The sequence below is a fragment of the Nocardioides sp. genome, assembly GCF_034670285.1.
In the GTDB taxonomy this organism is placed as follows: Bacteria; Actinomycetota; Actinomycetes; order Propionibacteriales; family Nocardioidaceae; genus Nocardioides.
In genome coordinates this window covers 1-7,412 of the sequence record NZ_JAXMNS010000178.1, presented here as the reverse complement: position 1 = coordinate 7,412, position 7,412 = coordinate 1, and the positions used below count along the sequence as shown (strand labels likewise).

The window sequence follows — 7,412 nt, the reverse complement described above, 5'->3', positions numbered from 1 at the left end:
GTTGTCCTCGAGATCCTTGACCTTCTTGGCGTTCCCGGCGGCGCGGGCCTTCTCGAGGTCCTGCTCGACCTCGGCGATGGCGTCCTCGAGCTTGGCGACCATGTCGTTGGCCCGGGCCGACTTCTCGGGGTCCGAGCGCTTCCAGGCGTCGTCCTCGATGGAACGGATGGCCTGCTCGACGGCGCGCATGCGCCCCTCGAGCTCCTTCATGCGGTCGCGCGGCACCTTGCCGGCGGCGTCCCAGCGGTCGGCGATGTCGCGGAACGCCTTCTTGGCGGCCTCGACGTCCTTGACCGGCAGCAGCGCCTCGGCCTCGATGATGATGGCGTCCTTGACGACGGCGTTGTCGGCGAACTCCGCGTCGAGGGCAGCGTTGGCGGCGTCACGAGCACCGAAGAAGGCGTCCTGAGCGCCGCGGAAGCGCTTCCACAGCGCGTCGTCGACGTCCTTGGGTGCCGGGCCGGCGGCCTTCCAGTCGCGCATCAGGTCGCGGTACTTGCCCGCCGTCGGGCCCCACTCGGTGGAGCCGGAGAGGGCCTCGGCCTCGGTGGCCAGGCGCTCCTTGATGACGCGGGCGCCGTCGCGCTTCTCGTCCTGCTCGGCGAAGTGCGTCTTGCGTCGGCGCGTGTAGGCCGTGCGGGCACCGGAGAAGCGCTTCCACAGTGCGTCGTCGGAGGCGCGGTCGATGCGCGGCAACGCCTTCCACTTCTCGAGCAGGTCACGCAGTTTGTTGGCGCCGTTGCGCCAGTCGGAGCCGGCAGCGATCTTCTCGGCCTCGCCCACGAGGGCTTCCTTCTCGGCCTTCGACTCAGCGGCCTTCTCGGCCTTCTCGGCCTTGCGGGCCTCGCGCTGCACGGCGAGCACCGGCCCGAGAGCATCGAGCCGACCGATCAGCGAGGCGAGGTCGCCCACGGCGTTCGCGTCGGCCACCTGGGTGCGGACGGTCTTGATCGACTCCGCAGCCTCCTCGGGGGCGAGCTTGGCACCGTTGACCCGCTGCTCGAGCAGCTGGACCTCGAAGGCGAGCGCCGCGAAGCGCTCGGTGAAGAAGTGGAGAGCCTCCTCGGGCGTGCCCGCGGGGTAGGAACCCACCGGTCGCTCGCCGTCGACGGTCCTGACATAGACGGTGCCGTCGTCATCGACGCGACCCCATTCGCTGCTCGTCACTGCGTATCCCTCTTCGTTGTCCCGTAACGCCGGGCACCATGCTAGTGGTGCCGCACCTCTGGGGGGCGACCCGAGGTGCGGTGCCGCGATACCCGCGCGACGTGAGGGCCCGAGCCTCGCTACCCTGACGCAGTGTTGATCGCAGGCTTTCCCGCAGGACCGTGGGGCACCAATTGCTATGTCGCTGCCACCGGACCCGGGTCCGAGTGCGTCGTCATCGACCCCGGCAAGGACGCCGCCTCGGGCGTTGCCGACGTCGTGAGGGAGCACCGGCTCAAGCCGGTGGCGATCCTCGTCACGCACGGGCACGTCGACCACATGTGGTCGGTCGCGCCGGTCGCGGGCACCTACGACGCGACGGCGTGGATCCACCCGCGTGATCGCCACCTGCTGGCCGATCCGATGCAGGGGATGTCACCCGAGACGACCTCGATGCTCCTGGGCGGCAACTACGAGTTCGCCGAGCCGGACGACGTGCGCGAGCTGAGCGACGCCCAGGTGCTCGAGCTGGCCGGCCTGTCGTTCGTCGTCGACCACGCCCCGGGCCACACCGAGGGCTCGGTGACCTTCCGGACGCCGTTCCCCGACGAGGTGTCGAGGGACGTCTCGGAGGTCATGTTCTCCGGTGACCTGCACTTCGCCGGCTCGATCGGTCGCACCGACCTCCCGGGCGGCGACCACCCCACGATGCTGCGCAGCCTGGCGAGCAAGGTGCTGCCGCTCGCCGACGACATCGTGGTGCTGCCCGGTCACGGTGAGCAGACCTCCATCGGTCGCGAGCGCGCGACCAACCCCTATCTCCAGGACCTCTAGGACGTGCAAGCCTGATGGCTTCCAAGATCTCCCCGCTCAGCGGGTTCCCCGAGCTGCTTCCCGAGCAGCGCGCGGTCGAGCAGCGCGTCCTCGACACGCTGCGTTCCACCTTCGAGCTGCACGGCTTCGCCGGCATCGAGACACGCGCGGTCGAGCCGATGGACCAGCTGCTCCGCAAGGGCGACACCTCCAAGGAGGTCTACGTCCTGCGTCGCCTCCAGGACGCTGACTCCGGCAACGACTCGGGTCTTGGCCTTCACTTCGACCTCACGGTGCCCTTTGCGCGCTACGTGCTCGAGCACGCCGGCAAGCTGGAGTTCCCCTTCCGTCGCTACCAGATCCAGAAGGTATGGCGAGGCGAGCGGCCGCAGGAGGGTCGCTACCGCGAGTTCGCCCAGGCCGACATCGACGTGGTGGGGCGCGACGTCCTGCCCTTCCACCACGACGTCGAGGTGGCCAAGGTGATGGTCGAGGCGCTCGCGCAGCTCGACTTCCTGCCGGCGTTCACGCTGCAGGTCAACAACCGCAAGCTGATCCAGGGTTTCTACACCGGGCTCGGGGTGCCGGACGTCGACGAGGTCATGCGCCTGGTCGACAAGCTCGACAAGCTGCCTGCCGACAAGGTGGCCGCGCTGCTCGTCGACGAGGCGGGCCTGAGCGTCGAGCAGGCTGCCCAGTGCCTGGCGCTCGCCGAGATCCGCGCGTCCGACGACTCGTTCGTCGCCCGTGTCGAGGCCCTCGGCGTCGTCGACCCGTTGCTGAGCGAGGGACTCGCCGAGCTGTCCGCTCTCGTCCAGGCGTGCCGGCCGCTGATCACCGACCAGGTGAGCGTCGTGGCCGACCTGTCGATCGCCCGCGGCCTCGACTACTACACCGGCACGGTCTTCGAGACCCGGTTGGCCGGCAGCGAGAGTCTCGGCTCGATCTGCTCGGGCGGTCGTTACGACGCGCTCGCCAGCGATGGTCGTACGACGTACCCCGGGGTCGGCATCTCGTTCGGCGTCAGTCGCGCGCTGGTGCCGCTGTTCACCAAGGGCGCCCTGGTCGCCGACCGTCCGGTGCCGAGTGCCGTGCTGGTCGCGGTCAGCGACGAGGAGTCGCGCGCCGACAGCGACGCCGTCGCCACGGCCCTGCGGGCCAACGGCATCCCCTGCGAGGTCGCGCCCACCGCGGCCAAGTTCGGCAAGCAGATCCGGGTGGCCGAGCGCCGTGGCATCCCCTACGTGTGGTTCGGCCCCGGCTCGACCATCGATGCGACCCACCAGGTCAAGGACATCCGATCGGGGGAGCAGGTGGCCGCAGATCCGGCCACGTGGACCCCACCCAGCGAGGACCTGCGACCGCAGGTGACCTCTGTCAGCAACGAGGAGAAGAACCAGTGATCCGCACCCACGACGCCGGCGCCCTGCGCGCCGAGCACGTCGGCCAGACCGTCACCCTCGCCGGATGGGTCGCCAACCGTCGTGATCACGGGGGTGTGGCCTTCATCGACCTGCGCGAGGCCAGCGGTGTCGTCCAGGTCGTCATCCGCGACGAGGACGTCGCCCACCAGCTGCGCGCCGAGTACTGCCTCAAGATCACCGGTGAGGTCAGCGCCCGCAAGCCGGGCAACGAGAACCCCAACCTCGCCACGGGCGACATCGAGATCGTCGCCTCCGACGTCGAGGTGCTGAGCGCCGCGGCCACGCTGCCGTTCCCGATCAGCGACCACGTCGACGTGGGGGAGGAGGCGCGCCTGAAGCACCGCTACCTCGACCTGCGCCGCACAGGCCCCAACGCCGCCCTGCGTCTGCGCAGCAAGATCAACAAGGCCGCTCGCGACGTCCTCGACGCCCACGATTTCGTCGAGGTCGAGACCCCGACCCTGACCCGCTCGACGCCCGAGGGTGCTCGTGACTTCCTGGTGCCGGCGCGCCTTCAGCCCGGCAGCTGGTACGCCCTGCCGCAGAGCCCGCAGCTCTTCAAGCAGCTGCTCATGGTCGCCGGCATGGAGCGCTACTACCAGATCGCGCGCTGCTACCGCGACGAGGACTTCCGCGCCGACCGGCAGCCGGAGTTCACCCAGCTCGACATCGAGATGTCCTTCGTGGAGCAGGACGACGTCATCGCGCTCATGGAGGACGTGCTGTCGGCGATGTGGGCGCTGATCGACGTCGAGATCCCGCGCCCGATCCCGCGGATGACCTACGCCGACGCGATGCGCCGCTACGGCTCCGACAAGCCCGACCTCCGGATGGGCAACGAGCTCGTCGAGTGCACCGAGTACTTCGCCGACACGCCGTTCCGCGTCTTCAAGGCCGAGTACGTCGGGGCCGTCGTGATGCCCGGCGGCGCCAGCCAGCCGCGCAAGAAGCTCGACGCCTGGCAGGAGTGGGCCAAGCAGCGCGGCGCCAAGGGCCTGGCCTACGTGCTGGTGCAGGAGGACGGCGAGCTCGGGGGACCGGTCGCCAAGAACCTCAGCGACGAGGAGAAGGCCGGTCTCGCCGCTCACGTGGGTGCCCAGCCGGGCGACTGCATCTTCTTCGCCGCCGGCGCCACCAAGGCGAGCCGCGCGCTCCTGGGTGCGGCGCGCCTCGAGATCGGACGCCGTTGCGACCTCATCGACGAGAGCGCGTTCGCCTTCACGTGGGTCGTCGACGCCCCGATGTTCGAGCCCAGCTCGGACGCTGTCGCGAGCGGCGACGTCGCGGTGGGTGAGGGTGCCTGGACCGCCGTGCACCACGCGTTCACCGGCCCCAAGCCGGAGTTCGCCGACACCTTCGACACCGACCCGGGCAGTGCCCTGGCCTACGCCTACGACATCGTCTGCAACGGCAACGAGCTCGGCGGCGGGTCGATCCGGATCCACCGCGAGGACATCCAGAAGCGTGTCTTCGCCGTCATGGGTCTCACCGACGAGGAGGCGCACGAGAAGTTCGGGTTCCTGCTCGACGCCTTCACCTTCGGCGCGCCGCCGCACGGCGGTATCGCGGTGGGCATGGACCGCATCTGCGCGCTGCTCGCGGGCACCGACTCGATCCGCGACGTCATCGCCTTCCCCAAGTCCGGCGGCGGCTTCGACCCGCTGACGGCGGCCCCTGCGCCGATCACGCCCGCGCAGCGCAAGGAGGCGGGCGTCGACGGCGCGCCGGCGAAGGATCTCCCGCCCACGAGCTGAAGTGGTGGACGGGTGCCTGCGACGTCGAGATCAGATCGTTATTCGCACGTACCCGTCCATCGTGTCCTGGTCCTTTAGAGTCCGACTCGGCGCTCGGGAGAGCGCGTCGGAGGCAGCAGTGTCTCCGGTCGAGCTGAACAGGCCCGTGCCAACGGGTCAACGAGGTGAGCATGTCGTCCGGTCTGAGTGTGGATTCCCTCGATGGCCCCGCCGGTGACGGCGAGGGCGAGGAAGAGTTCGCCGAGGAGAAGGCGTCCAAGGAGCTCGCCGGTCGCTCGCCGACGAAGATCGCGCTCGGCCGCCTGGCCCACGACAAGCTCGCGATTGTGTGCGGCAGCATCCTGCTGATCCTCGCTGTGCTGGCCGTGATGGCACCGTGGATCACCGACTGGCTCGACATCTACCCCGACCAGAAGGACCCGGCGGCGCCGACGCCGAGCGAGATGCTCGAGGGTGGCGGTCTGCCGTCGTTCGGGCCGCCGAACTACCCCTTCACCATCGACCACCCCCTCGGCATCGAGCCCGGCAGCGGCCGCGACAACCTCGCGCTCCTGCTCTACGGCCTGCGCACGTCGCTGACCGTGGCGATCCTCGCCACCGTCGTGTCGACCATCGTCGGAGTCACCCTCGGCCTGATGGCCGGCTACGCCAAGGGCGCGCTCGACGCAGTGCTGTCGTTCCTCATCGACTTCTTCCTGTCGTTCCCGTTCATCCTCGGCGCCCTGGCCCTGGCCCCGATCATCACCAGCCGTTTCGGCGGCGACCAGGACATGCTGCGACGCGCCGAGCTCTACTCGCTCGTCGCGATCCTGGTGCTGTTCGGATGGATGGGTCTGGCCCGACTGATCCGCGGCCAGGTGCTGTCGTTGCGCGAGCGGGAGTTCATCCAGGCCGCCCGGGTCATCGGCGTGCCGACCTGGCAGATCCTGTTCAAGGAGCTGCTGCCGAACCTCGTCGCCCCGATCGTCGTGGCGATCTCGCTCTCGGTCCCGGCCTACGTCGCGGCCGAGGCAGGGCTGTCGTTCCTGGGCATCGGGCTGACCGAGAGCCCGTCGCTGGGCAAGACGGTCAACACTGCCACCGACTACTTCGAGCGCTATCCGCTCTACCTCTGGACTCCGGTGGTGACCATCATGGTCATGGTCATCGCCCTGAACCTCGTGGGTGACTCGATCCGAGACGCCTTCGACCCCAAGACTCGCCGATGAGCCAACCCTGGACATCGGGAGACACACAAGAATCGAAGAAGGGTGGGCACACGATGCGGTTGAAGCAACCGATCATCGCGATCGCCGCCGTCAGCGCCTTCACGCTGGCTGCTTGCGGTGGAGATGGAACTACGGGTACCTCGGGCACGAGCGACGAGGACCGTGACGTAGCCGGCAAGAGCGGCGACACCGGTCAGACGATGGACCCCGAGCGCGAGGGTCCCGCCACGATCGAGGGCGCCGTCGAGGGTGGAACCGTCAAGGTCATCTCGACCTCGGGCCTCAACACGATGGACCCGACCGAGGCCTACTACCAGAACACGTCCTCGATCCTCACCGGTCTTGTGACGCGCGCCTGGACGCAGTACGCCTACGACGAGGAGTCCAACTCCATGGTCCTCGTCCCCGACCTCGCCACCGATCTGGGTCGTCCCAACGACGACTTCACCGAGTGGACCTTCACGCTGAAGGAGGGCATCACGTTCGAGGACGGCACGCCCGTCGAGCCCGAGGACTTCATCTTCTCGGCTGCTCGCTCGATGGACCGTGAGGCCTTCCCCGAGGGCCCCGGCTTCTCGAACGACTACTTCAAGGGTGGCGACACCTACGAGGGTCCCTACACCGGCGACGGTCTCAAGGGCTTCGACGCGGTCACGGTCGACGGCATGGACGTCACCTACACCATGGACACGCCGTTCCCCGACATGAACTACTGGGGCTCCTTCGCCGCCATGGGACCGATCCAGGAAGGTGCCGCCTCCGACCCGGAGAAGTACCGCCTGAAGCCCCTGGCCACCGGCCCCTACAAGTTCGGCAAGTACGTGCCCGAGAAGTCGCTCGAGCTCGTCCGCAACCCCGAGTGGAACGCCGAGTCCGACCCGGCCCGCACGGCCTACCCGGACAAGTACGAGTTCGACCTGCAGGTCGAAGAGGCCCAGCTCAACCAGATCCTGCTCCAGGACTCGGCTGAGGACCAGGCCACGCTGACCTACGACGACGTGCTCGCGGTCAACTTCGACCAGTTCAAGGAGGCCGGTCGCGCGGCCGTCGGCAGCTTCCCGCTGACC

General features: G+C 68.8%; 6 protein-coding genes. 5 read left to right on the top strand and 1 reads right to left on the bottom strand.

Annotated features, from left to right (window positions below; translation table 11 throughout):
* Positions 1-1,167: DUF349 domain-containing protein (locus VOI19_RS10440; RefSeq protein ID WP_323792901.1), on the bottom strand; the 1,167-nt coding region annotated here is incomplete at its 3' end.
* A gap of 132 nt (positions 1,168-1,299) precedes the next feature.
* Between VOI19_RS10440 and VOI19_RS10435 the strand changes: the two genes are divergently transcribed.
* From VOI19_RS10435 to VOI19_RS10415, 5 genes are all read left to right on the top strand, one after another.
* Positions 1,300-1,980, top strand: coding sequence for an MBL fold metallo-hydrolase (locus VOI19_RS10435; protein WP_323792900.1), 681 nt, complete (start codon positions 1,300-1,302; stop codon positions 1,978-1,980).
* 14 nt (positions 1,981-1,994) lie between these two features.
* Positions 1,995-3,362: a histidine--tRNA ligase gene (hisS, locus tag VOI19_RS10430; protein WP_323792899.1), complete on the top strand. Its 1,368-nt coding sequence runs from the start codon at positions 1,995-1,997 to the stop codon at positions 3,360-3,362.
* Positions 3,359-5,137 carry an aspartate--tRNA ligase gene (gene aspS / locus VOI19_RS10425; RefSeq protein WP_323792898.1) on the top strand — a complete coding sequence of 593 codons (1,779 nt, stop codon included), beginning with the start codon at positions 3,359-3,361 and terminating at the stop codon, positions 5,135-5,137. Before hisS ends, aspS begins: the two co-directional genes overlap by 4 nt.
* A 188-nt stretch (positions 5,138-5,325) precedes the next feature.
* Positions 5,326-6,345 (top strand): ABC transporter permease, encoded by a 1,020-nt coding sequence (locus VOI19_RS10420; protein WP_323792897.1) that lies wholly within the window; start codon positions 5,326-5,328, stop codon positions 6,343-6,345.
* 53 nt (positions 6,346-6,398) lie between these two features.
* Positions 6,399-7,412: ABC transporter substrate-binding protein (locus tag VOI19_RS10415; RefSeq protein WP_323792896.1), on the top strand; the 1,014-nt coding region annotated here is incomplete at its 3' end.

Coding starts and splice junctions, on each gene's coding strand:
- hisS (WP_323792899.1), top strand. CDS start 1,995: ATGGCTTCCAAGATCTCCCCGCTCAGCGGGTTCCCCGAGCTGCTTCCC.